The 21,003-nt window shown below is 64.5% G+C and carries 20 protein-coding genes and 1 riboswitch; of the genes, 5 read left to right on the forward strand and 15 right to left on the reverse strand.

What is annotated here, in order from left to right; all coding sequences use genetic code 11:
- Together ACK4OE_RS06670 and ACK4OE_RS06675 are read left to right on the forward strand one after the other, a co-directional pair.
- A partial coding sequence (locus tag ACK4OE_RS06670; RefSeq protein ID WP_409883888.1) for a penicillin acylase family protein occupies nt 1–1,446 on the forward strand: 1,446 nt, incomplete at its 5' end.
- A 28-nt stretch (nt 1,447–1,474) separates the two neighbouring features.
- A complete protein-coding gene (locus tag ACK4OE_RS06675) occupies nt 1,475–2,494 on the forward strand; it encodes an asparaginase (RefSeq protein WP_409883889.1) in 1,020 nt (339 codons plus the stop codon).
- Nucleotides 2,495–2,578: 84 nt separating this feature from the next.
- On the opposite strand, the gene ACK4OE_RS06680 is transcribed toward ACK4OE_RS06675, so the two are convergent.
- Nucleotides 2,579–3,160 (reverse strand): hypothetical protein, encoded by a 582-nt coding sequence (locus ACK4OE_RS06680; RefSeq protein WP_409883966.1) that lies wholly within the window; start codon nt 3,158–3,160, stop codon nt 2,579–2,581.
- Nucleotides 3,161–3,390: 230 nt separating this feature from the next.
- On the opposite strand from ACK4OE_RS06680, the gene ACK4OE_RS06685 reads away from it, so the two are divergent.
- The gene (locus ACK4OE_RS06685; RefSeq protein WP_409883890.1) at nt 3,391–4,104 is read left to right on the forward strand and encodes a hypothetical protein; all 714 of its coding nucleotides are present in this window, start codon (nt 3,391–3,393) and stop codon (nt 4,102–4,104) included.
- Between the two features lie 123 nt (nt 4,105–4,227).
- Here the strand turns inward: ACK4OE_RS06685 and ACK4OE_RS06690 are convergent, their stop codons facing one another.
- The 5 genes from ACK4OE_RS06690 to ACK4OE_RS06710 form a co-directional block, all read right to left on the reverse strand.
- Nucleotides 4,228–5,502, reverse strand: coding sequence for an acyl-CoA dehydrogenase family protein (locus ACK4OE_RS06690; protein WP_409883891.1), 1,275 nt, complete (start codon nt 5,500–5,502; stop codon nt 4,228–4,230).
- A gap of 49 nt (nt 5,503–5,551) precedes the next feature.
- On the reverse strand, nt 5,552–6,637 hold the full coding sequence (locus tag ACK4OE_RS06695) for a phosphotransferase (RefSeq protein ID WP_409883892.1): 1,086 nt from the start codon (nt 6,635–6,637) through the stop codon (nt 5,552–5,554).
- Nucleotides 6,638–6,653: 16 nt separating this feature from the next.
- On the reverse strand, nt 6,654–7,373 hold the full coding sequence (locus ACK4OE_RS06700; RefSeq protein WP_409883894.1) for a Crp/Fnr family transcriptional regulator: 720 nt from the start codon (nt 7,371–7,373) through the stop codon (nt 6,654–6,656).
- A 183-nt stretch (nt 7,374–7,556) separates the two neighbouring features.
- Nucleotides 7,557–8,336, reverse strand: a complete 780-nt coding sequence (locus tag ACK4OE_RS06705; protein ID WP_409883896.1) for an oxepin-CoA hydrolase, alternative type — start codon at nt 8,334–8,336, stop codon at nt 7,557–7,559.
- 7 nt (nt 8,337–8,343) lie between these two features.
- Nucleotides 8,344–9,867, reverse strand: a complete 1,524-nt coding sequence (locus ACK4OE_RS06710) for a 3-hydroxyacyl-CoA dehydrogenase (protein WP_409883897.1) — start codon at nt 9,865–9,867, stop codon at nt 8,344–8,346.
- Nucleotides 9,868–9,939: 72 nt separating this feature from the next.
- Here ACK4OE_RS06710 and ACK4OE_RS06715 point away from each other — a divergent pair, with 72 nt between their 5' ends.
- Entirely contained in the window at nt 9,940–12,111 is a 2,172-nt protein-coding gene (locus ACK4OE_RS06715) for a FimV family protein (protein ID WP_409883898.1), read from the forward strand.
- Nucleotides 12,112–12,251: 140 nt separating this feature from the next.
- Here the strand turns inward: ACK4OE_RS06715 and ACK4OE_RS06720 are convergent, their stop codons facing one another.
- The 4 genes from ACK4OE_RS06720 to thiO all read right to left on the reverse strand — a co-directional run bounded on the left by ACK4OE_RS06720 (nt 12,252) and on the right by thiO (nt 15,392).
- Nucleotides 12,252–13,181, reverse strand: a complete 930-nt coding sequence (locus tag ACK4OE_RS06720) for a thiamine phosphate synthase (protein WP_409883899.1) — start codon at nt 13,179–13,181, stop codon at nt 12,252–12,254.
- A complete protein-coding gene (locus tag ACK4OE_RS06725; protein ID WP_409883901.1) occupies nt 13,174–13,983 on the reverse strand; it encodes a thiazole synthase in 810 nt (269 codons plus the stop codon). Before ACK4OE_RS06725 ends, ACK4OE_RS06720 begins: the two co-directional genes overlap by 8 nt.
- A gap of 81 nt (nt 13,984–14,064) precedes the next feature.
- On the reverse strand, nt 14,065–14,262 hold the full coding sequence (thiS, locus tag ACK4OE_RS06730) for a sulfur carrier protein ThiS (RefSeq protein ID WP_409883902.1): 198 nt from the start codon (nt 14,260–14,262) through the stop codon (nt 14,065–14,067).
- Nucleotides 14,259–15,392, reverse strand: a complete 1,134-nt coding sequence (thiO, locus tag ACK4OE_RS06735; RefSeq protein ID WP_409883903.1) for a glycine oxidase ThiO — start codon at nt 15,390–15,392, stop codon at nt 14,259–14,261. Before thiO ends, thiS begins: the two co-directional genes overlap by 4 nt.
- A 277-nt stretch (nt 15,393–15,669) precedes the next feature.
- Here thiO and thiD point away from each other — a divergent pair, with 277 nt between their 5' ends.
- A complete protein-coding gene (gene thiD, locus ACK4OE_RS06740) occupies nt 15,670–16,524 on the forward strand; it encodes a bifunctional hydroxymethylpyrimidine kinase/phosphomethylpyrimidine kinase (protein ID WP_409883904.1) in 855 nt (284 codons plus the stop codon).
- A 45-nt stretch (nt 16,525–16,569) separates the two neighbouring features.
- Here the strand turns inward: thiD and ACK4OE_RS06745 are convergent, their stop codons facing one another.
- The 5 genes from ACK4OE_RS06745 to ACK4OE_RS06765 all read right to left on the reverse strand — a co-directional run bounded on the left by ACK4OE_RS06745 (nt 16,570) and on the right by ACK4OE_RS06765 (nt 20,987).
- Nucleotides 16,570–16,965: a glutaredoxin family protein gene (locus ACK4OE_RS06745; protein ID WP_409883905.1), complete on the reverse strand. Its 396-nt coding sequence runs from the start codon at nt 16,963–16,965 to the stop codon at nt 16,570–16,572.
- A gap of 70 nt (nt 16,966–17,035) precedes the next feature.
- The gene (locus ACK4OE_RS06750; RefSeq protein ID WP_409883906.1) at nt 17,036–18,319 is read right to left on the reverse strand and encodes a purine-cytosine permease family protein; all 1,284 of its coding nucleotides are present in this window, start codon (nt 18,317–18,319) and stop codon (nt 17,036–17,038) included.
- A gap of 73 nt (nt 18,320–18,392) precedes the next feature.
- Nucleotides 18,393–18,497: riboswitch (TPP riboswitch) on the reverse strand.
- A gap of 37 nt (nt 18,498–18,534) precedes the next feature.
- Nucleotides 18,535–19,416 carry a helix-turn-helix domain-containing protein gene (locus tag ACK4OE_RS06755; RefSeq protein WP_409883907.1) on the reverse strand — a complete coding sequence of 294 codons (882 nt, stop codon included), beginning with the start codon at nt 19,414–19,416 and terminating at the stop codon, nt 18,535–18,537.
- 16 nt (nt 19,417–19,432) lie between these two features.
- Nucleotides 19,433–19,792: a nuclear transport factor 2 family protein gene (locus tag ACK4OE_RS06760; RefSeq protein WP_409883908.1), complete on the reverse strand. Its 360-nt coding sequence runs from the start codon at nt 19,790–19,792 to the stop codon at nt 19,433–19,435.
- Nucleotides 19,793–19,919: 127 nt separating this feature from the next.
- Nucleotides 19,920–20,987 carry an NAD(P)/FAD-dependent oxidoreductase gene (locus tag ACK4OE_RS06765; protein WP_409883910.1) on the reverse strand — a complete coding sequence of 356 codons (1,068 nt, stop codon included), beginning with the start codon at nt 20,985–20,987 and terminating at the stop codon, nt 19,920–19,922.
- Nucleotides 20,988–21,003: the final 16 nt, after the last annotated feature.

A 21,003-nucleotide genomic window follows, 5' to 3' on the forward strand; every position in this document is an offset into this window, starting at 1 on the left:
GCCTGGGGCTTTACCAACACCGGCCCCGACGTACAGGACCTGTACCTGGAGCAGATCAACCCCGCCGATGCCTCGCAGTACCGCACGCCCGATGGCTGGGCGCCGTTCACGGTGCGTAATGAAACCATTCGCGTCAAAGGCGCTGCCGACGTGGCGATCAAACTGCGCAGCACGCGCCACGGCCCCGTGCTGAGCGATGCGCAAAAGGTACATGCCGACGTGCTGGACCTGGACAAGTACGTGCTGGCGCTGCGCTGGAGCGCGCTGGATGCCGACAACCAGACGGTGTTGGCAGGTTTGCAAACCAACCAGGCCAAGTCGGTCGATGAACTGTTCCAGGCCCTGTCGCACTACCACTCGCCCATGCAGAGCGTGGTGGCTGCCGATGACCAGGGCAACATCCGCTTTAAGGCCGTGGGCCGTGTGCCGCTGCGCGATGCCGCCAACGACATTCGCGGCGTGGCCCCGTCGCCCGGCTGGGAGGCGCGCTACGACTGGCAGGGCTGGCTGCCCTATGACCAGACCCCACAGGACGATGGTGCCCAGGGCTGGATCGCTACCGCCAACCAGCGCATCACTGCGCCAGGCTATACGCACTATCTCACGCAAGACTGGGCGCTGCCCTACCGCTATGAACGCATTGCGCAACTGATCGAAGCGACGGAAAAGCACGATGCCCAGAGCATGCAGGCCATCCACAGCGACGTGACATCGCTGGCCACACGTCGCCTGCTGCCGCACCTGCTGCAGGCGCAGTCCACGCATCCGCTCGCTGCCGCCGCACAGGCGCAGCTCAAGGGCTTTGACGGTGTGATGGATGCCAACGCGGCCGCGCCGCTGCTGTTTGCGGCATGGACGGATGAGCTGGCCCGTGGCCTGATCATTCCGCGCATCGGCGAAGAGCGGTTCACCGCCACTTACGGCAAACGCGACTACCGCGCCAGCATTGAAGGCGTGCTGGAACGCAATGACACCTGGTGGTGCCAGCCCTCCACCTGTGCAGAACAATCTGCTGCAGCCCTGGGCCGCGCGCTGGATCGCCTGCAGGCCGCATACGGCGGCGACCCGGCGCAGTGGCGCTGGGGTGCGGCGCACCCGGCGCTCAGCGCCCACCGACCCTTTGGCAACGTGGCCGCGCTGGCACGGTTTTTTGATGTGAGCGTGCCGTCCCACGGCGACGCGTACACCGTCAACGTGGGCCAGTACAACGCAGGCGAAGCCAAAGGCCCGTTCGTGAACCGGCACGCGGCATCGCTGCGCGCGGTGTATGACCTGGCGGACCTGGAACAGTCGCGCTTCATTTATCAAACCGGGCAGAGTGGCCTGGTGTTCTCGCCCCGCTACCGCGACATGAGCACTACCTGGGCCCAGACCGGTTACCGCGCCCTGCAGCGCAAGCCTGCGGTCTGGGTGCATCAGCTGACACTGGCGCCCGTCGCAAAATAAAACGCCACGCTCGATTTTCAGGACCTGTGTGCAGTTCGTTCCATTGATTGAAGTGACCCGCGGCGACCTGGCCGAGTGCCAGCACTGGGGTGCAGTCGCCGTTGCCAACCGCACCGGGCGTGTGCTGGCCCAGGTGGGAGACCCGTATGCGGTCACGTTCACGCGCTCCACCATCAAGGCGTTCCAGGCCCTGCCGTTCATGCTGTCGGGCGGTGCCCGCAGCCTGGGCTGGGGCCCGGCAGACCTGGCGCTGCTGTGCGCCAGCCACAACGGCGAACCCATGCATGTGGCGCAGGTGGACCACATGCTGGGCACCGTGGACCTGACGTACAAGGCCCTGCGCTGTGGTTGCCATGTGCCCATGTTTGCTGCGATGGGGCTGCCAGGGCTCGAGTTGCCAGCGGGGTTTGTGGCGGACGAGCGCCACCACAACTGCAGCGGCAAACACGCGGGCTTTGCAGCGTATTGTGTGTTGCAGGGTTTGCCGCAGGACGACCATCTGGCACCCGGTCACCCCTTGCAGATTGCCATCCGCGAACGGGTGGCGCAGGCGGTGGGGCTGGAGCCGCAGCAATTGCAGGTGGGCACTGACGGGTGCTCGGCCCCCAACTACGCCATGCCGCTGGCCCACCTGGCCCGCGGCTACGCGCGACTGGCAGGCGGCACGCCTGATACCGATCTGGACGAGAGCCTGACCGCGTTGGCCGATGCGATGGTGGCCCACCCCGAACTGGGGTCGGGCACCGGTCGGCACGACCAGGATTTCATGCGGGTGGGCCGTGGCGACTGGGTGTCCAAGACCGGCGCTGACGGCGTACAGGTGGTGGGCAGTCGCAGCCGGGGCGAGGCATTTGCGCTCAAGATCATGGACGGCAACATGGTGGCGCAGGTGGCTGCGGCCGTGGAGGTGATGGACCAACTGGGCTGGCTCGATGATTCGCAGCGCGAGGCGCTCGCGCACCGCCGGGCCTCGGACATCATTAATGCACGCGGTGTGCGGGTGGGCGGGCGCCGACCTGTGTTCAATCTGGCACGTGCCAGCGCGTGACGCGCGCGGTACCCGCGTAGTGCCTGTGGCCGGTGCACATTGGCGCCGCAGTAAAAAATTTAGGTAAAAAGTGCCTCCAGCGCTTTACTGGTAAGCGCTAGCAGCTATAAATATTGAAGCAAATGGTTCGGTATCTGGCAGCACATACACCACACCGGGCCCTCTGCCCAGCACCGGTGCAATGAACTGGTTGTAGAACGCCTCGGGCGCGTTCACGCAACCGTAGCTGATGCGCTTGTCGCGCGCACCTGGGCTGGCAAGGCGCTGCGGGCGGCGCTCTGCAGCACTCACGCTGCGTACCCGGTGCAGCGACACGGCCGAGTCGTAGTCAATCCACACAATGTCATCGCCCCGCAGGTTGTGGCCGGGTTCGGTCACAAACCGGCCGGCTGGCGTGGTGCGTTCATCGGGTCGAATCTGTGAAAGGGGGCGCGTGCCGATGTCTGGGGCAGACCGGTCACCCAGCGCAGCGCCCAGCAACACCGGGGCGCTGCCCAGCCAGTGTCCCTGGGCCGAAAACACGTGAATGCGTGCCGCAGGCTTGTCGATCACGGCAAACGGCATGTTCTGGTGGTCTACCGTGTCTGTGGCCCAGCGCACCAGGCGTTGGGCGTTGGTCGATGCATCAGCGGGTGGCCAGTGTTGTGCCGGAAGGGGCGTGGCCATGGCAGCGGGTGCCAGCAACACGCTGCAGATTGTGGCGACGGCACTGGTCACCAGGCGACGGCGCAGCGGAGTGAACGGCGCGGGCGGCGGGGAAGGGCGGAGGTTGCAGGTCACGGGCATGCAAAGGAGATCAGCGAAGGGGGCCATCGTAGCGGTTTGCCGTGGAAGCCAATGCCCACAATAATGCCCGTACCCGCGACTACGGCGGAGCGCCGTGCTCCGAACCCGCCATGTTTGACCGCCTCCGCAAAGCACTACAACCGTCGGGCGGTTCGTCCGCAGGCAAGCCGGTGTCCAACCAGGAGGTGGTGCGCTGGGCCGGCACACAGCGCCTGGCCATCGTGGCGCAAGCGACCGAGGGGCATTTCGACCTGGGTGGCGAGTTGAACGGCCACCCCTGGCGGCTGGAGTGTGGTGCGTCCACGCGCGAGTACGTGCGGGGCCTGGAACTGCGTGGCCGGGCGGACGTGGGCGCCGACCCCGACGCCGCCGTGATGGTGCTCAACCGCCCGTTGCAGGAGGCGCTGGAGGGCAACGCCTACAGTGCCATCACCGACACCCTGCAGACCACGGTGAACGCCAGCATGCCCGAGGAAATGCGTTGGCTGGCGATGTTTGAAGAGGTGGCCTGGCCGGAACTCCCGATATCGTTCAGGCGGCACTTTGCGGTGGTGGCTGAGCACATCGAACCCGCGCAGCGCTGGATCCACGCGCCGGTGGTGTCGCAACTGCTGAACATCTTGGAAGGCGAGGGCGGCGCAGCGCGGGCCGAGTCGCCGCTGCTGCTGATGCTGGTGCGTGGCAAGGTGTACCTGCGCATGGAGCACACACACCGCAGCCTGCCAGAAATCGCGCAGGCCACCCAGTTGCTGTTGGCTGCAGCGCAAGGGGCTTTGCAGAACCTGCCCCCGCCGCAGCTGTCGCGGACGCCGGATTCGGCCTGAGCCAAGAGCCTGTGGGCCTTGAACTGGCGCGCGTAACGCCAGTGCCACCGTGGAGCCGGCTTTGCCAGGCCACTGGTGGCGTCCCCCTCCGGGGGAAGGCGCATGGCGCCTCAGGGGGAGCTCTTAGCTACCGCGCGTGATCGGCACACCCGCATCGCGACCGTAGGTGCCGTACTTGCCCAGCTCCCACTTGGCAATGGCGTTGCGGTGCACTTCGTCCGGGCCGTCCGCAAAGCGCAGGGTGCGGGCGTTGGCATAGGCCGATGCGAGCGGGAAGTCGTCGCACATGCCTCCACCACCGTGCACCTGCATGGCCCAGTCGATGACCTGGCAGGCCATGCTGGGGGCCACGACCTTGATCATGGCGATTTCGGTCTTGGCCACCTTGTTGCCAGCCACGTCCATCAGCCAGGCAGCCTTGAGGGTGAGCAGGCGAGCCATGTCGATCTTGCACCGGGCTTCGGCAATGCGCTCTTGCGTCACCGTCTGCTGGGCAACGGTCTTGCCAAATGCGGTGCGTGACGAAGCACGTTTGCACATCAGCTCGAGCGCGCGTTCTGCCAGGCCAATCAGTCGCATGCAGTGGTGAATGCGCCCGGGGCCAAGGCGCCCTTGGGCGATCTCGAAGCCGCGGCCCTCTCCGAGCAGGATGTTGGAGACGGGCACACGCACGTTCTCGAACGTCATTTCCACATGGCCGTGGGGCGCGTCGTCATAGCCCAGCACATTCAGGGGGCGGATGATGGTGATGCCCTTGGCGTCGGCTGGCACCAGCACCATGCTCTGCTGCGAGTGGCGGGGCGCGTCGGGGTCGGTCTTGCCCATGGTGATGAACACAGAGCAGCGGGGGTCGGCTGCGCCGGAGATCCACCACTTGCGGCCGTTGATGACGTAATCGTCGCCATCGCGTTCGATGCGGGTTTCTATGTTGGTGGCGTCGCTGGACGCCACGTCCGGCTCGGTCATTGCAAAGGCCGAGCGGATCTTGCCTTCAAGCAGGGGCTTGAGCCAACGTGCCTTGTTGGCGTCATCGCCGTAGCGGGCGATGGTTTCCATATTGCCGGTGTCAGGCGCGGAGCAGTTGAACACCTCGCTCGACCATGGCACGCGGCCCATGATTTCGGCCAGTGGTGCGTATTCCTGGTTGGTCAGGCCTGCGCCGTCGTAGCCCGATGCAGCAGCGCTGTCGACGGGCAAAAACAGGTTCCACAAGCCTGCGGCCTGCGCCTTGGGTTTGAGGCTCTCAATGGTGTTCAGTGCGGTCCAGCGTTTGCCGGCCACGGTGTTGGCCGCCAGTTCGTTCTTGTACGAAGCCTCGTTGGGGTAGATGTGGTCGTCCATGAACTGGAGCAGCTTGGCTTGCAGTTCTTTGGTCTTGGGGGAGTAATCAAAGTCCATGGGGTCTCCGTCTAAAAATCAGTGGGGCCGTGCGGTGGGCGGGGTGGTATCAGCCGCGTTGCGCAAACGACCAGGCCAGCTGGGCCATGGGCCGTGCTGTGTCGCCAGATGCTTTGGCCTGCGCGCTCGATGCCGTGCCTGCCTCCACCCGCTTGGCGATGCCTTGCAGGATGGCCGCGATGCGGAACAGGTTGTAGGCCAGGTAAAAGTTCCAGTCCGCGCGCAGCGCGTCCGGTGTAGTGATGCCAGTGCGCTCGCAGTAGGCGCGGATGTAGCTGTCTTCGTCGGGGATGCCCAGCGCCACCAGGTCCTGGCCTGCGATACCGCGACCCATCGCTGCGGGGATGTGCCAGCTCATGCAGTGGTAGCTAAAGTCAGCCAGCGGGTGGCCCAGTGTGGACAGTTCCCAGTCCAGCACGGCAATGACGCGGGGCTCTGTGGGGTGAAACATCAGGTTGTCCAGCCGGAAGTCGCCGTGAACGATGGACACATGGCCTTCGTCGCGTGCGCTGGCAGGCATGTGGGCGGGAAGCCATTCCATGAGCTTGTCCATCTCTTCGATGGGCTGGGTGATGGACGCCACGTACTGCTTGCTCCAGCGGCCGATCTGGCGGTCGAAGTAGTTGCCGGGTTTGCCGTAGCTCGCCAGGCCCCGGTCCGCGAACTTTACGGTGTGCAGCGCAGCAATCACGCGGTTCATCTCGTTGTAGATGGCGCCGCGCTCGGCCTGTGTCATGCCGGGCAAAGACTGGTCCCACAGTACACGGCCTTCCATGCACTCCATCACGTAGAACGCGCGGCCAATCACCGATTCGTCCTCACACAGCACATACATGCGGGGCACAGGAACGTCCGTGCCATACAGGCCGCTCATCACCGCGAACTCGCGCTCAATGGCATGGGCTGATGGCAGCAGCTTGGCAACCGGCCCGGGCTTGGACCGCATCACATAGCTTTTGGAGGGCGTGATGAGCTTGTACGTGGGGTTGGACTGCCCGCCCTTGAACATTTCAACCGTCAACGGGCCGGCAAAGCCTGCCATGTTCTGCGTGAGCCAGGCGGTCAGCGCTGATGTGTCAAATGCATGCTGCTCAGAAACAGGGCGCGTGCCTACAAAGTGGTCGAAATTGCTCATGGATGGGGTGCAGGGGTCAGTTGTCGGTCTCAGAGATGCGCATGAGGGCGTCGCGGTCTCGCACCACCAGGCCGCCCGGTTCGATGCGGATGGCGTCCTCGCGCTCCATGGCTTTGAGCTCCTGGTTCACCCGCTGGCGCGATGCGCCCAGCAGTTGGGCCAGTTCTTCCTGCGCCAGTTGCAGCCCGATGCGCATCTCGCTGCCATCCGACAGACTGGGGATTCCGTAGCTGCGCACCAGGTGAACCAGCTGCTTGGCCAGCCGCGCCCGCAACGGCAGCGTGTTGAGGTCCTCCACCAAGCCGTACAACTGGCGAATGCGCCGTGCATGCAGACGCAGCATGGCCTCGTAAAACTCGGTATGCGCCGCAAGAATTTTCTTGAAGTCGGCCTTGGCCACACACAGGATGGTGGTGTCGCCATGCGCATACGCATCGTGTGTGCGCCGGTCTCCGTCGAAGATCGCCACGTCGCCGAACCAGATGCCCGGCTCCACATAGGTCAGCGTGATCTGCTTGCCCGAGATGGATGTAGAGCTCACACGCACGGCACCCCTGGCGCACGCAATCCACTCCTCGGGCGGATCGCCGCGTGCGGCGATGAGGCCGCCGTCCTTGTAGCGTTTGACGTATGCACATCGCAGGATGTCGTGGCGTAGTGAAGGTGAGAGTGATGAAAACCAGCGACCTGAGTTGATCGCTTCACGTTCTTCGATAGTAAGAATCGGGTCGTCCATGGCCTGTCTTTTGGGTGACTAGAAACAGACCCATTGTCACGTCAGGGACCTCCGCTCTGGCTCAGGGTTGTCACCTGCGTGTCTGTACGCACTTCAAGCAAAAGCCCCCTGGCGCTGTGGGTAGCGCGCAGGGGGCTTTTTGTTGTGATGCGTTGAGGTGACTTGAAACGCTCGGGTGACGGGTTATTCGTAGCGGGGAACGCGTTTTTCAAGAAAGGCCGTGATGCCTGCGCCGCCGTTGGCGTGGTGCAGGTTTTTCACGAAGTGATCGCGCTCGTGGCCCAGGTGTTGTGTGAGGCTGTTGTGGGGCGCTTCTGCCACCAGCTCCTTGATGCTCGCCAGCACGTTGGGCGCGCGCGCATTGAGCTGCTCGGCAAGCGCCAGGGCCGTGTCGAGCGCCTGACCGGGCTCGGCGATGTGGTTGATAAGGCCCAGCGTGTGCAAGCGCTCTGCATTCATGCGGTCGCCGCACATCAGGATCTCGGTGGCGATCTGGCGGGGCAGGGCCTGTGCCAGGCTCCAGCTGCCTCCGCCGTCGGGCGACAGAGCCACATTGCTGTAGGCCATCACAAACACGGCATTGCGGGCCGACACGATGAAGTCGCACGCCAGCGCCAGAGAGAACCCCGCGCCCGCTGCCGCCCCCTCGACGGCGGCAATCACCGGCTTGGGATAGGTGCGAATGGTCTCGATCCAGTTGTGCAGCCCTTCGATACTCTGGGCCTGCACTTCGGGGGCTTCCTGGCGGTTGGCCAGCAGGCGCTGCAGGTTGCCGCCCGCGCAGAACATGCCATCGGCGCCAGTGATGACCACGCTGCGGATGTCCGCGCTGCTTTCGGCTCCGCTCAAGGCCTCAATGCCCGCGGCGTACATCGCAGGGTCGATGGCGTTGCGCCGCTCCGGGTTGCGAAGCGTGAGGATCAGGGTCTGGCCCTGGCTGGTGCTCTGGAGTTCTGCGGGCATGGAGGCCTCAATCTTCTTCGACGTGTGTGAGGCTCAGACCGATGGCACCGCGCCTGCGCAGCCAGGGGCTGGGGCGGTAGCGCGTGTCACCGTAAACGGTCTGCATGTTGAACAGCACTTCGAGAATGTTGGTCGGGCCCCAGCGGTCGCCCATGGCCAACGGCCCCATTGGATAGCCCAGGCCCAGGGTGACGGCGGTCTCCAGGTCCTTAGGGGAACAAATGCCTTGCTGGCAAATGTCGCTGGCGATGTTCACGATGGTGGCCACCACACGCTGCGTGACAAACCCGCCGCTGTCGCGAATCACGCTCACGGGCTTGCCGTCGCGTGCAAACAGGGCGTGGGCCGCATTGCGGATGTCAACCCGGGTGGCAGGGTTGGTTGCTAGCACACGGCGTTTGGTGGCCGCGTCGTCAATCAGCATGTCGATACCGATGGTGCGGGCGGGATCCAGGCGCTCGACAACAGCCACGGTGGTGATGTCAAAACCCAGAGGCGCTACCAGCGTAAGTGCATGCGGGGACGGCGACTGACCGGTTTCGATGGTGGCGCCCAGCTCCTTGAGCAACAGGTACAGCTCTGCGCGGCGTGCGGCCCGAGGGGACACCCACACCGGAGGGATCTCCGCCACGACAGGCGGCGGGGCTTCAGCGGGCACCTGTGCCACGCCGTCCACATAGCGATAAAACCCTTCGCCTACCTTCTTGCCCACCACCCCACCGGCCAGGCGCTGTGCGGTGATAACGCTGGGGCGAAAACGCGGCTCGTCGTAGTACTGGCGGTAGATGGACTCCATCACCGGGTGCGATACGTCCAGCGCCGTCAGATCCATCAGCTCAAACGGCCCCAGCTTGAAGCCCACCTGGTCGCGCAGGATACGGTCAATGGTGGCGAAGTCGGCCACGCCCTCGCCCACGATGCGCAGGGCCTCAGTGCCAAAGCCACGCCCCGCGTGGTTGACGATGAAACCCGGAGTGTCTTGCGCCTGCACCGGGGTGTGGCCCATCTGTTTGGTATATGCGGCTAGGTCGGCGCAGATGGCGGGGTTGGTTTTGAGGCCGGCAATCACCTCGACCACCTTCATCAGCGGCACCGGATTGAAGAAGTGAAACCCTGCCAGGCGGTCCGGGTGCTTTAGGGCTGCACCAATGGCGGTGACCGAAAGCGACGAGGTGTTGGTAGCCAGCACTGCTTCTCGGCGGACCACGGACTCCAGTTGCGAGAACAATGTCTGCTTGGCATCCAGGCGCTCCACGATGGCCTCGATGACGAGGTCGCAGTCCGCCAGATCGTTCACGGTCCGCACGGGATGCAGGTTTGCGGCCCAAGCGTTGGCCTGCGCTTCGTCAACGCGGCCCTTGGCGACCAGTTTGCTCCATTGGTCCTGCAAGGCTACTTTGGCTGCATCTGCGGCACCGGGGTTGGTGTCGAGCAAAAAAACCTGGCTTCCAGCCTGGGCAGCAATTTGTGCAATGCCCCGACCCATGGCACCGGTGCCCACGACGGCGATGTTGGGATACTGAATTTTCATAGCGCCATTATGGCTGTGGCCTTGGGTGGGACTTATGTGCAAGAATCTCCGCAACCAGAAACAGAACATATTGTGAATATCCGTAACACCATTCTTGGGGCCGGTCTGTGGGTGGTTGCCTCCGGAGCCTCCGCCCTGTCGCTGGGTGGTAGCAGGGGTGCGGTAGTGCTCGGTGCCCCGGTGGATCTGACTTTTGAGGTGCAGCCCGACCCCGGCTCGGATGTCGCATCGTCCTGCGTGGCGGCCGCACTGGTCGCAGGGGACACCCCCATTGGCGACGCCCGGGTGCGTGTTACGCCCCTCCCTGAAGTGCGTGGGCGTTCGCCCGCTGTGCGTGTGCAGGCGGCGGTGGCGCTCGATGAGCCGGTGCTCACCGTCACGTTGACCGCAGGGTGTGTTGGCAAGACCACGCGCACATACACATTTCTTTCAGAGCTTCCTTTGGCCGTTGCACGGTCTGCTTCGCCGGTCGATGTGTCGCGTCTTTCTCAGGCGTCCGGTGCTGTGGCGAGTCTGTCGCGCATCCCGCAAGTAGCACAGAGCCAGCAGGCGCCTGCGGCCGCTGCTCTTCCTGCGGCATCGTCACCCGTGGCGCCATCGGCTGCACGGGCGCAGGTCCGTCCCACAGCGCGCCCTCCAGCCCGCCCCTCTGCGGCGCCCAGGGCCGCTGCCGCTGCCCCGCAGCCTGCTGCGCGCTCTCGCCTCGTCGTTGAGCCTCTGGATACCTGGCTCGACAGTCCGGTGGTCTTGCGGCCGTCCCAAGAGCTATTCGCCTCCCCATCCGATGAACCGTCGGCACAACGCGCTGAGGCAGCTGCGCTGTGGCGGTCACTGAACGCGCAGCCCCAGGATATTCAGGATAGTGACCGCCTCAAGGCGTTGGAAGCTGACGCCGCCACCTTGCGAGCGCAGGCAGGCCGAGACCGTGCGGCTGTAGCGCAATTGCAGCAACAACTGGATGCGGCAGAGCAGGAGCGTTTCCCGGCCATGGTGGTCTATGTGCTCGGCGGATTGTTACTGCTGGCACTGCTGCTGGCTGCATGGATTTGGGCCCGTCTGCGCAGCGCATCCGAAAAAGCGGTGCAAGCTTGGCGTGACTCTGTGGCGATGGGCAACCGTGATGCGGTGGCAGCCCACGATGCCGCGCTGGGTCTGACGCCTCACCCGGGAGACACATGGACCCCGTCGGGCGCCTTGCCCACCCCGTCGGGAATGATGCCGATGTCGGCACCGGTTCCGCTACAGGAACGTTTTGTCTCCACGTCCCCCGCCGTCAGTGCACCTGCGGCATTGGAACGCGATGCCGTTCCGGTGGCGCCGCCACGGCCGACGGCGGCGGCTCCGGTGGGTGCGTCTGTGTCGGCGACGGCGTCCGCTGCTGCACTGCATATCGTCAATCCCGAAGAGTTGTTCGACGTTCAGCAGCAGGCCGAGTTTTTTGTGTCGGTGGGCGAGCATCAACAGGCCATCGAGGTGCTGCGCAAGCACATCGCCCAGCACCGTGAATCGTCGCCGTTGGCGTATCTGGAGCTTCTGCGGCTTTATCACACGCTCAGCCGGGTGGACGAGTTCACGCAACTGCGCAAACAGTTCATGGAGTCGTTCAACGCGCAGGTGCCTGAATTCACGACGTTTCATCGCACGGGCCGCATGCTGTACCACTACACGGATGCGTTGGCCGAGATCGAGGCCGAGTGGACGTCTCCCGAAGTGCTGCTGCTGCTGGAAAAACTGCTGTTCCGCCGCACGGGTGCAGAGGCGGTGGAACCGTTTGACCTGGCAGCCTATGACGACCTGCTGCTGCTGCTGTCCATCGCGCAGACCACGCCCGCCAGTGCGCGGGGCGAACCTGCGCCGCGCAAGCGCACCACACCGTTGGCACCGCCACGCACCGAAACGCTGGTGGCAGAATCTGCTGCGACACCCTTGGTGGGCCGAAGAAAAGAGGATCAGCCGCTGGACTCTATCGCCGCCGCCCTTGAGTTTGACTTTGACCTCGTCCCCGCACAGGTGGCCGAATCCATGAAGGGCACGACGGCGCCCGCCGTGCTGGACCCTGTCACCACGCGCGGCATGCCGCTGGATCTGGATCTGTCCGAACCGCCCCACCTCACACTCAATGATCTGCCCGCGGTACCTGTTACCGCACCGCCTGCAGCGGGGCAGGCGGTAGGGTTTGGCATGGACAACGATCTGCTAGAGCTGCGCCTGGAACTAGAGCAGCGCAAGTCAGAACCCAAATAGCACGCCAGCAGCGGCAGACGCTTCTTTCAATTTGAAACACCCTTTCGGGCTCGGGACAGGCTTGTCGCAACCTCGCACCGCGCCTCGACAGGTTTGTCGTGAACGGAGTCAAGTGGGTTGGTGCCGACTCAATACCTGCGTCAACCCGCCTTGATGTCCGCCATATCGCGCATCAGCTGGGCGGCAGTCGACTCTGGGTCGGGCGCGTTGACCAGCGCCCTCACCACCGCGATCGAACCTAAGCCAGTGGTCAGGACCTGCGCAAACTGCTCGGCTCCGATGCCGCCAATGGCCACCTGAGGGTAGTGGCGCAGCAGGCGGGCATACATGCCCAACCGACCCACACCCTGGGGGGCGGTGGCCATCTTCTTGAGCGTGGTAGGGAACACTGCCCCCATGGCGATATAGCTGGGACCCACCGCGTCGGCACGTACCATTTCGGCGTAGCCATGGGTGCTGACGCCCAGGCGCAGCCCGGACGCGCGCAGCGACTGCAGCTGCGTGGCATCAAGGGCATCCAGGTCTTCCTGGCCCAGGTGAATGCCGTAGGCACCTGCGTCAATGGCTGCTTGCCAATGGTCGTTGATGAACAACAGGGCGCCCGTACCTTGCACCGCTTCAACCGCAGCGCGCACCTCCCGTGCAATCGCTTGCGCGTTGGTGGACTTGAAGCGCAACTGCACCGTGGGCACGCCCGCGCGGGCCATGCGGCCTACCCAGGGTGCGTCGGGCAACACGGCGTAGAGACCCAATCGGTTGGGGCAGGGCGCAAACGCTTGTGCGCGCGGCAGGGGCTGCAGTCCAAAGTCGTCGGGTTCATCAGGCCATTGCGCGGCGTCAAAAGCGCCGGTGCGTTGTGTCTGCGCCTGCCATGCCCGGGCCACGCATTCGGCGTCGTGCGCGATGAAACCCAGGGCGCTGCAGGCCTTGAGAGCAGCCCGGTACGCAGGCTCTTGCGACGTGGGTGCGGGCGTTGGCTCCGCAGCGAAGCCGCTGAACGTGGCGGCATGGTGCGCAACGATGGCTTCGGCCATTGCGTCGCCGTCGTGGGCATTGTGTGCGTTATGCATTGGCGTGGTGCCAGAAAGGGGTGCCCAGAACGGGGGTGCTGGGCTGGGCGGCGTCTTGCGCGGCCATGGCGCCTGCATTGCGGGCGGCGCGGCCCGCGTTCACGGCGTCGGCAAATGCGCCCGCCATGGCGACGGGGTCTTGTGCCAGGGCCACGGCGGTGTTCAGCAGCACTCCGTCATAGCCCCATTCCATCACCTGGCAGGCGTGGGATGGCAGGCCCAGGCCCGCATCCACCAGCATGGGCACATCCAGGCGCTCGCGCAGCATCTGCAGGGCGTAGGGGTTGACGGGGCCACGGCCCGTGCCGATGGGTGCGGCCCAGGGCATCACGGCCTGGCAGCCCACATCCACCAGGCGCTGGCACAGCACCAGGTCTTCGGTGCAGTAGGGCAGCACCTGAAAACCTTCCTTGATCAGGTGCTCCGCCGCGCCTACCAGGTTCAGGGTGTCTGGCTGCAGGGTGTAGTCGTCACCAATCAGCTCCAGCTTGATCCAGGGCGTGTTGAACACCTCGCGCGCCATCTGCGCGGTGGTGATGGCCTCTTGCACGCTGTGGCAACCCGCTGTGTTGGGCAACACAGGCACGTTGAGCTTGCGCAGCAGCTCCCAGAAGCTGCTGCCGCTTTCGGCCGGGTTGCTGCCCTGGCGACGCAGCGACGCAGTGACCATGGCAGGCTGCGCGCGCAACACGGCGGCTTCGAGCACTGCGGGGGACGGGTAGCGCGATGTACCCAGCAACAGGCGGCTGGTGAACTGCTGGCCGTACAGCACCAGAGGGTCTTGGGGCATTGAAGAAATCATGTTTACTATATTTTTAATAGCTACTAGCGCTTATCAGATAAGCGCTAGAGGCCAATTTGGCTCAAATTTTTATCCAACAGTTCACCCCCCCGTCACGGGCGAGATGACCTCCACGCTGTCACCGGGCTGCAGGGCGTGCGCGGCATAGCGGGTGTTGGGCACAAAGGTGGTGTTCACCGCCACGGCAAAAGGCGGGCGTGCGGTAATGGCGGCCACGGCGTCGGCCACGGTGGCGCCATCGGGCAGCTCGTGCGGGATCTGGTTGATGGTGATATTCATGCAAAGACGGGGGCGGCAGCGCTGGACGGGGCGAGCCTACTCGGCTCCAGGTCCAGTGCGAGGTCAAAACGTTGCGAGAGGGGAGATTGTCCGGTGTTCAGCACTTCCAGCGTCACATCCAGCAGCGCGGGCGAGATCATGAACCCGTGGCGGTACAGTCCGTTGATCTCCAGCACGCCCCGGCGCGGCTGGCGGATGGCGGGCAGGTTGTCGGGCAGCGTGGGGCGGCATTGTGTGGCCACTTCGAGGATGCGGCCCTCGGCAAAGCCGGGGTGTACGGCGTAAGCGGCACTCAGCAGCTCCAGCGTCGAGCGCACGCTGGCGGGCGAGAGGTCGTCCGACTCGATCTCGGTGGCACCAATCACAAACAGATGGTCTTCTTTGGGCGCGATGTAGATCGGGTAGCGCGGGTGCACCAGCCGGGTAGGGCGCTGCAGCGTGACGTCCGGCGCATGGATGCGCACCACCTCGCCACGCACACCGCGCAGCGCGGGCCACTGCCCCTTGGCTCCCAGGCCACGGCAGTCCAGTACCCAGTCGGGCTGGCCCGGCGTGCCAGGTGCAAACGACTCGGGTGATTGGGGCGTGTGCCAGTGCATGCGCACCGATAGCCGCTCCATATCGACCACCAGCGCCGCCAGCAGCTGTCGGTTGTCCAGTTGGCCTTCACCCGGCAGATACAGGCCTTGTGCGAAGCGGTGTGCAAGCGCGGGTTCGGCGGTTGCCATGGCGCTGCTGTCCAGCTTTTGAAGGGGCGGTAGCTCGGGCAGCGTGTTCTGGTTGGCTTCCAGCTGGCGGGTAAAGCGCTGGGCCTCGGCGGCGTCCTGCCGGTGCCACACGATGAGGGTGCCCGCTTGCTGAAAAAACACCGGCTGTGCGAGCGGCGCCAGCAGTTGGGGCCAGCGGGTAAGCGCATGGTGCCCCATGCGCACCACCCCCGGTTCGGTGATGGCCGATTCGGCCAGTGGCGCCAGCATGGCCGCCGCCACGGTGGCAGCCGAGTGTTCGGCGGCCGGGCCGCCCGCGTCGTAGATGTCCACGCTGTGCCCCTGGCGGGCCAGTTCCACAGCCAGCAATCGGCCCATGAGGCCCGCGCCCAGAACGGCAAAGGTAGACGGATGAAGCGGCATAGAGAAGAAGGGTGTCCGGGTGCTGGCAAGCGGCAATGGACAAAACGGGGCAGCGCCGTTGGTGGAAACTCCCCACGCCAGCATGACCTGGATCGGGTAGCGGGGCCGTGGTGTGGTGCAAGCGGTGCAATACATCGCAGCGCATCGAGCGGGCCCCAGGGTATTTCTCAGTCGCACACCATATTGGCGGGACACCCCTGTTTCGTCCGGAAAAATGAATTACAGCACATCGACCGTCCGCACTTTTTGCGCTGGCGCATAGGCCATAATTTTTGCCATGACTTCTTTGACACCATCGCCCTCCACAGGCCGCCGCTATGCCCGCGTGCTTTCCATCGCCGGGTCCGACAGCGGCGGCGGCGCAGGTATCCAGGCCGATCTCAAAACCTTCAGCGCCCTCGGGTGCTACGGCATGACCGCCATCACCGCCATCACGGCGCAGAACACCTGCGGGGTGACCGGCATCCACGGAATCCCGCCCGAGATGCTCAAAGCCCAGATCGACGCTGTAGTGCAGGACATTGGCGTGGACGCTGTCAAGATCGGCATGCTGCACTCGCCCGAGGTGGTGCGCGTGGTGGCTGATGCCATTCGCACCTACCAGTTGCCCCATGTGGTGCTGGACCCGGTGATGGTGGCCACCAGTGGCGACCGCCTGATCGCCCAGGAAACCGTGGCCGTGCTGGTGCGCGAACTCTTCCCGTTGGCCGAGGTGATCACCCCCAACCTGGACGAGGCGGGCTGGCTGCTGGGGCGGCACATTGACGGACTGGATGCGCTGGACGAGGCCGCTCAGGCGCTGCGGGGGCTGGGCGCGCCAGCGGCACTGCTCAAAGGCGGGCACCTGCCGGGGGACTGGGTGGTCGACGTGCTGGCTTTGCCAGACGGCAAGTGCCAGCGGTTGTCATCGCAGCGCATTGCCACGCACAACGGACATGGCACCGGCTGCACCTTGTCGTCGGCCATTGCGGCGCACCTCGCGCTGGGCGCGACGCTGCAGCAAGCTGTGGAGCGGGCCCGTGCCTATATCCTGGGCGCCATTGCTGCAGGTGCTGATGTGCAAACGGGCCGCGGCCATGGGCCCCTCAACCACGGTTATGCGCCCCTGGCCCAGCGGGTGCTGAACACCTGACGTTGAATGCCTGTGTGACCCGTACGTTGCTGGTGTTGGGTTGCCTTACACCACCTGCGCAAAATGGCTGCGCAAGTAGGCGATGATTTTTTCTGAGTCGTAGAGCCAGTGGCTGTTGCCCGCCTCGTCGGTGATCTTCAGGCAAGGCACCTTGGTGTGGCCACCTTGCTGCGTCAGTTCGGCCCGGGCGGGGCCCTCCGGCTGCGCGTCCACCTGTGCGATCTTCAGCGACAGACGCCGCATCTCCTGGCGCACCTTGATGCAAAACGGGCAGGTTTTGTATTGGTACAGGGCGAGTGCGCGGCACGATTGGTCCACTGCATCCTGCCCTGCCGGGGAGCGCACCATGCCCTGCGGACGAGTCAACGCTTCTTTGAGCAGCATCACAGGGCCCAGAACAATGCGCAGGGTCTTGAAAAAGGTTCGAACTAAGTATTTCATGGGCCATTTTAGGCAGCCGAAGCGTTGCCCTGTTGCAGGCCAACCACCGACTGCCCTTGGTTGAACGCGCTTACCGGCGTGGTCGGGTGGCGAACGCCAGTGCAAAACACAGCACCAGCGTTGGCAGCGTGGCGCCCAGCACCGTGGAGACCATGGGCAGCAGGTGATAGAACGCGATACCCGCCAGCCAGATGGCAACCGGTATGGGGTTGACTTTGCGTGCCTGCGCTAGCAGTGCGGGAGCGTTGGTGCCAAAGGCCAGCCGCCCCAGAATCACACCGAACAGCGGCACAAACACCGAGCTGAGCAGCAGCAAAAACGGCTCCAGGCTGTGCATGGGCAGCACCAGCGCCAGGCCGGTACACACGGCGGCCACCGCAAGGCCCCATTTGCGCACACTCCAGCGCGGCAGCAGGCTGTGGGCCGACACAGCGCCCGAATAGGTGTCGCCATAAGCGTTGTCCACTTCGTCGATCAAGATCAGCGACAGCGCAATCAGCCCGCCCTGGGCCAGCAGCAGCGCCTGCACCAGGTCCTTGCTGGGCAGGGTCAGTGCCACCAGTACGCCCAGGCTGTAGCACCACATATTGGCCAGCGCGTAGCCCAGCCAGGTGCCGCGCAGGGCAGAGCCCCCGTTTTTGCCATGGCGCGCGTAGTCGGCCACCAGCGGCAGCCACGAAATCGGCATGGCGATCACCAAGTCCAGCGCAGAGAAGACGCCCATGCCACCTGCGCCCTGGCGGTTCCATAGCGCGTCAAACCCTTGCGCTTGCGCCAGCGACAAAAACTGCCACGACAACCAAAGCAGCGACAGCACCACCAAAGGCAGCGCCACGCGCGCAATCACCTTGCGCACCAGGTGCACCATCGATCCGCTGATAAGCAGCATGACCACGGCACCCCACAGCAGCGTGGCCAGCACCGGCCAGTGCGCACCGGCCAGGGCCCCGGACTGCTGTCCGATGGCAACGGTGGCGTCGCGCATCACCACCAGCTCAAACGTACCCCAACCGATCAGCTGCACGATGTTGAGGATGATGGGCAGGCTGGCAAAGGTGCGGCCATAGACCGCATGCATCAGGCCCGCACTGGCCAGGCCGCTGTCGCAACCGAGCTTGGCCACCCAGCCCAGCAGGCCCGCGCCCACGATGGAGCCGGCCACGATGGCGATCAGGGCTTCTTTGGTGCCCAGTGCAGGCATCAGATAGGCACCCACTTGCATGACCAAGAGGCCCACGCCCAGGCTGAACCAGAGCGAGGCGTGGTCATGCCACTGGAAGACGCGGCGGTCCGATGAGATGGGGGCCAGCGCTTCGTTGTTGTTGGCAGCGGGCGCGGCGGGAGATGAAGACATGGAAAGGCTCCGTAGCAGGACAGAGCAGGGGCGGCCCGCCAGCGCGCCCCAAAGTCATTGCATTCAGGGCTGTGCCGAGGCGGACGTGCTTCCCTGCGCGAGGATGATCTCAATCAGGTTCAAAGGGACTCTCTCAGTCGATTCCGGTAGCCCGGCCTCGACACCCCTAGCGTTGGCGATCCCGAAGGAACGCGGGGGCCATTGTAGTGGGGTGATCAGGGCGCGGGGCAGGCGATGGGGATGGCGTAGTGCATGACCGAGCTGTCGGCCGTCGGGTGGTACTGCGAACCGTAGATCTCCAGATCGGGCCCCAGGGTGTGCGACTGCCCGGCTGACAACAGCCAGCTCGAATAGATGTAGTTCACCGTCGCATCGACATTCTGCGCAGGACCCCGGTGGGTGAAGTGTGCATAGTTGGATGCGGGGATTTCCATGGCCACCATGCCCGTGGGCAACGCGCCAGGGCTTTGTACTTCGATGCAGGCCAGGTAGCGCAGTTTTTCTGTGTCTGTCCCCGCTGGCACCACCACGCCGTAGCAGACGCCGGGGACAACATTGGAAATCTCGCCCAACCGTGCCATGAATTGCGCCCACAGCGGTGGCAACTTCTTGCCCAAGTTGTTCTTTTCGGAATCGATGCCGTAGTAGTCCGTGGGCAGTCCGACCATCTGCATGGCGGGTTGCTCCTTTATGTCGGGCGTCAGGGAAATGTTCTGGTGCAGGTGTGCAAGGTAGCTCCCATCAAACCGGATCTTGCGCACGAATAGCGAGCGATTGCTCATCTTGCGGTACTGCGACGGCGTGAGCCGAAAGCAGTCCCTGAACGCGCGCGTGAAGCTTTCCTGTGTCTCGTACCCCGACGCCAGCGCAATGTCGAGCACGCTCAGGCGGGTGTTGGTCAATTGCTCCAGCGCCTTGGCAAACCGGCGCGAGCGAATGTAGGTCTTCAAGGTTTCGTTGGTGAGTGCCTTGAAGATCCGCTGGAAGTGCCACTGGCTCATCCCCGCGGCCCGTGCCACATCGACAAGCTCGATATCGGATTCGAGATGGGCTTCGATGAAGTCGATGCCCTCCTGGATTTGCCGGAGATAAAGCACGGGTGGGTCCGCCTGCTCAATGGGTTTCAAAGAAACCGGTCATCGCAACCAGCCGATTCTGGTCGTTGTACCGACCGTAGCTCACGCCTTCCCCGATCACCTGCCCGCTGCCATCCACCATGTGCCATTTGGCAATGCTCTGCTGGTTGTGGCTGGCGAAGTAGTGGGTCACAAAATGGCCGCCGGGCACCTGGCGGTGGAAGTCGTCCATGTAGGCGGTCAGTTGCGTCCAGCCCTGGGCGGTGGCCAGTGGGTCGTTGTAGGTGCAGGCGGGGTCGAGGGATTGGGAAAACAGGGCTTCTCTGTCTTTGGCCGAGTCCGTCTCCCACGACGCGGTGTAGGTGTCCCAGATGGATTGAAGGGGTTGTTGGCTCATGGTGTGCTCCGATAGGTGTTGAAGGGAGGCGCCATCGTGCCGGGCGCTTGTGCGCCGATTGGACATTTTGTGCTTATTTGCGGGCGAGCCGTTCTGCCATGAGCGACGGTGCCTTGGCCCGCCGGGGCTACGCGCTGGCGGAAGGCGCGGATGCCGGTGCCACACCCAGCAACTGGTGCAGCCGTGGACTCGTGGTGGTGTATTGCAACGCCACCTTGTTGCCCTTGAGCGCTTCGGCGGCACCAAAAGCGGCCAGCGTGGCCTCGTGGAAGCCGCACAGGATGAGCTTGCGCTTGCCTGGGTAGGTGTTGATATCGCCCACGGCGTAGATACCGGGCACGCTGGTGCGAAAGGCCTCGGTGTCCACCATGAGTTGCTTGCGCTCCAGGGCGATGCCCCAGTCGGCGATGGGCCCGAGCCGGGGGGAGATACCCAACACGGCGACCAGCAGATCGAGCGGCAGAGCGCGCGTCGCGCCTTCGGCGTCCACGATCTGCAGGGCGGTCAGGCGGTCTTGGGATGCATCTATACCGGTGATCTGTGTTGCCTCGACGGTGATGCGCCCCGCGTCGCGCAGTTGCTGCAGGCGCTGGAGCAACACATCGGGCGCCTGGAAGACGTCGCGGCGGTGCAGGAGGCTGATGCGTGCTGCATGGCCTTGTTCCGCAAGTTCCACCGCGAGCGCCACGGCGGGCTCGTCGCCTCCGTGCACGACGATGTTCTTGCCGGACACCTCAAAACCACGGGGAAGGACCTGGTAGTGGACCTGCGTGCCCACAAAACGCTCGATGCCTTCGATCTTCAGCGTGCGTGGCACAAAGGCGCCCACACCAGCCGCAATGAACACCGAACGGGCCAGCAGCTGCGCCCCGGCGCTGGTCTGCAGCAGCAAGCGGCCATTAGTCTGCAGGGTCAGGGATGAAACCAGGGTGTTCAGGTGCCAATGCGGCTTGAAAGGCGCGATCTGCTGGAGCAGCAAATTCGCCAGTTCACGGCCGCTGCAGACGGGGACGCCTGGGATGTCGTAAATCGGCTTGTCGCCATACAGCTCGACACACTGGCCACCCGCATGGGGCAGTGCATCGATCAGGTGCGCAGTGATGCCCTGCAGCCCCAGCTGGAAGACCTGGAACAGGCCCACCGGGCCGGCGCCGATGACGACGGCATCGGTTTCAACCACAACAGCAGATTGCAACGCTTGGCTCACCAGC

Origin of the sequence: Acidovorax sp. (genome assembly GCF_046314175.1) — a bacterium.
Taxonomy (GTDB): domain Bacteria; phylum Pseudomonadota; class Gammaproteobacteria; order Burkholderiales; family Burkholderiaceae_C; genus Acidovorax.

Coding starts and splice junctions, on each gene's coding strand:
- ACK4OE_RS06680 (WP_409883966.1), bottom strand. CDS start 3,160: ATGGCCACGCCCCTTCCGGCACAACACTGGCCACCCGCTGATGCATCG.
- ACK4OE_RS06685 (WP_409883890.1), top strand. CDS start 3,391: ATGTTTGACCGCCTCCGCAAAGCACTACAACCGTCGGGCGGTTCGTCC.
- ACK4OE_RS06690 (WP_409883891.1), bottom strand. CDS start 5,502: ATGGACTTTGATTACTCCCCCAAGACCAAAGAACTGCAAGCCAAGCTG.
- ACK4OE_RS06695 (WP_409883892.1), bottom strand. CDS start 6,637: ATGAGCAATTTCGACCACTTTGTAGGCACGCGCCCTGTTTCTGAGCAG.
- ACK4OE_RS06700 (WP_409883894.1), bottom strand. CDS start 7,373: ATGGACGACCCGATTCTTACTATCGAAGAACGTGAAGCGATCAACTCA.
- ACK4OE_RS06705 (WP_409883896.1), bottom strand. CDS start 8,336: ATGCCCGCAGAACTCCAGAGCACCAGCCAGGGCCAGACCCTGATCCTC.
- ACK4OE_RS06710 (WP_409883897.1), bottom strand. CDS start 9,867: ATGAAAATTCAGTATCCCAACATCGCCGTCGTGGGCACCGGTGCCATG.
- ACK4OE_RS06720 (WP_409883899.1), bottom strand. CDS start 13,181: ATGCATAACGCACACAATGCCCACGACGGCGACGCAATGGCCGAAGCC.
- ACK4OE_RS06725 (WP_409883901.1), bottom strand. CDS start 13,983: ATGATTTCTTCAATGCCCCAAGACCCTCTGGTGCTGTACGGCCAGCAG.
- thiS (WP_409883902.1), bottom strand. CDS start 14,262: ATGAATATCACCATCAACCAGATCCCGCACGAGCTGCCCGATGGCGCC.
- thiO (WP_409883903.1), bottom strand. CDS start 15,392: ATGCCGCTTCATCCGTCTACCTTTGCCGTTCTGGGCGCGGGCCTCATG.
- thiD (WP_409883904.1), top strand. CDS start 15,670: ATGACTTCTTTGACACCATCGCCCTCCACAGGCCGCCGCTATGCCCGC.
- ACK4OE_RS06745 (WP_409883905.1), bottom strand. CDS start 16,965: ATGAAATACTTAGTTCGAACCTTTTTCAAGACCCTGCGCATTGTTCTG.
- ACK4OE_RS06750 (WP_409883906.1), bottom strand. CDS start 18,319: ATGTCTTCATCTCCCGCCGCGCCCGCTGCCAACAACAACGAAGCGCTG.
- ACK4OE_RS06760 (WP_409883908.1), bottom strand. CDS start 19,792: ATGAGCCAACAACCCCTTCAATCCATCTGGGACACCTACACCGCGTCG.